This window comes from Rhodocytophaga aerolata (assembly GCF_030503435.1).
Taxonomy (GTDB): Bacteria; Bacteroidota; Bacteroidia; order Cytophagales; family 172606-1; genus Rhodocytophaga; species Rhodocytophaga aerolata.
Genome location: NZ_JAUKPO010000134.1, coordinates 1 through 2,066, shown reverse-complemented (window position 1 = coordinate 2,066; position 2,066 = coordinate 1). Strand labels below are relative to the sequence as shown.

Annotated in this window: 1 protein-coding gene; it reads left to right on the top strand. The window is 47.2% G+C overall.

All coding sequences use genetic code 11. From position 1 onward, the window contains the following. Nucleotides 1–249 precede the first annotated feature (249 nt). Nucleotides 250–1,941: a group II intron reverse transcriptase/maturase gene (ltrA, locus tag Q0590_RS37130; RefSeq protein WP_302042747.1), complete on the top strand. Its 1,692-nt coding sequence runs from the start codon at nt 250–252 to the stop codon at nt 1,939–1,941. Nucleotides 1,942–2,066: the final 125 nt, after the last annotated feature.

Here is a 2,066-nt window from a genome sequence, read left to right as displayed (position 1 = left end):
AGTGTTCACTCCCGCAAAACCCGGTGGAAAGTATAGTCCTACCCCTTCGCAAAACCAACCTTGGGAACGAGGAAAAGCTTCGTGTTTTCTTATTGGCCGTGGCAACATTTCCAATAAGCAGGTAGTCAGCCGCACAAACACGAGGAGTAGGATTGTCTAGAAAGCCAATGCTGCGGGTAATGCCGCAGATATGCCCACCTAGACACCTTAGAATTGGAAGGTAAAGTCATTAGTAGGAGTCAATATGTTATGAACACGGATGCAAATCTGATGTATGAATGGAAGGATCTGCCCTGGAAAAGAATTGAACGGGCTGTCTTCAAGCTCCAAAAGCGAATTTACCAAGCCTCTTTACGGGCGGAGGTGAAAACCCTGCACCGATTACAACGATTGTTGCTCCATTCCCACTGGGCTAAACTACTGGCTACCCGCAAGATTACGCAGGATAATGGGGGGAAACATACAGCAGGTGTAGATGGAGTAAAATCCCTTTCGGCCAAAGCTAGGCTAGTCCTGGCTCATTGCTTGCAAATCACGAGGAAGGCCAAACCGGTGAGAAGAATCTGGATACCCAAACCGGGAAAAGCTGAAAAACGCCCCTTAGGTATTCCTACCATCTCTGATCGAATTTGTCAGACTCTGGTTAAATTTGCTTTGGAACCTGAATGGGAAGCCAAATTTGAGGCTAACAGCTACGGATTCAGACCGGGTAGAAGTGCGCAAGATGCCTTAAAAGCTATTTGGCGCTGTCTAGAGCAAAAACCTAAGTATGTGTTAGATGCCGATATTGCCCAATGTTTTGACCGGATCAATCATCAGGCTCTGCTTAGCAAAGTAGCTACCTTTCCGCTGTTGCGAGGGGTGTTGAAAGGATGGCTCAAAGCCGGAATCATGGAAAAAGGCAGACTTTTCCCATCCGATCAAGGCACTCCCCAAGGCGGATGTGTTTCTCCCTTGCTGGCTAATATTGCTTTGCATGGCATGGAACACACCCTGCAAAAGGTTTGTCCGCCCTACCGCCAAAAGCAGCAAGGAAAGTGGGTCTACTACCGCCTCAATGTGATTCGCTATGCCGATGACATGGTGGTGTTACATGCTGATTTAGACCAACTGCTGAAAGCAAAAGCAGTTCTGGAAACATGGTTGCAACCCATGAACCTGGAACTGAAAGCGAGTAAGACACGTATTGTGCATACCTTAGAAGCGTATGAAGGGGCAGCAGGATTTGATTTTCTAGGTTGTACAATCAGGCAATTTCTTGCCGGTAAGACGCATAGTAGAGCCTACCGGGATGGTACCCCCTTTGGATTTTGCACCCGGATCTACCCCAGTAAGCAAAGTTTGAAAACTCACCAGCAGGCATTGAAAGGAGTCATTGAGCAACATCAGGCTGCTTGTCAACAAGCCTTGATTGATAAGCTTAATCCAATCATTCGAGGGTGGGCCAATTACTTTGCTAGGAACAATTCTTCGGCTGCCTTTGTAAAAATGAGTCACTTGACCTTCCTCAAACTCTGGAGTTGGGCCAAACGCAGGCATGTCAACAAAAGCAGACGTTGGATCGCCCACAAATACTGGAAAGTGGATTGGGGCAAGTGGGACTTCTCGGCAGGTAAAGATAGTAGGCTTAGCTTGCACAGTGGGATAAAAATCAAACCCCATATCAAAGTCAAGGACACGAAAACACCTTATGACGGAGATTGGATGTACTGGGCTACCCGTATGGCACGCCATCCGGAAATAGAAACAAGGACAGCAATACTGCTCAAAAAGCAACAAGGGAAATGTAATTGGTGTACCTTACACTTCAACAGTGAAGATAAACTGGAAACAGACCACATCCAACCTCTTTCAAAGGGAGGAAAGGATAGGCTAGACAACCTGCAACTACTGCACAGGCATTGTCATCACCAGAAGACGGCTGTTGACCTGTATGGATAGAAACCGAATAAAGAGAGGTGCTCTTGACAAGGAGCCAATCCAAGGAGGAGCCGGATGATGGGAAAGCTGTCAAGTCCGGTTTTGGAGGACCAGCTCAAGAGGTGACTCTTGAGCTGAGTCTAACT

Excerpts from the sequence above, each read along its gene's own strand:
- ltrA (WP_302042747.1), top strand. The coding sequence starts at position 250 with ATGAACACGGATGCAAATCTGATGTATGAATGGAAGGATCTGCCCTGG.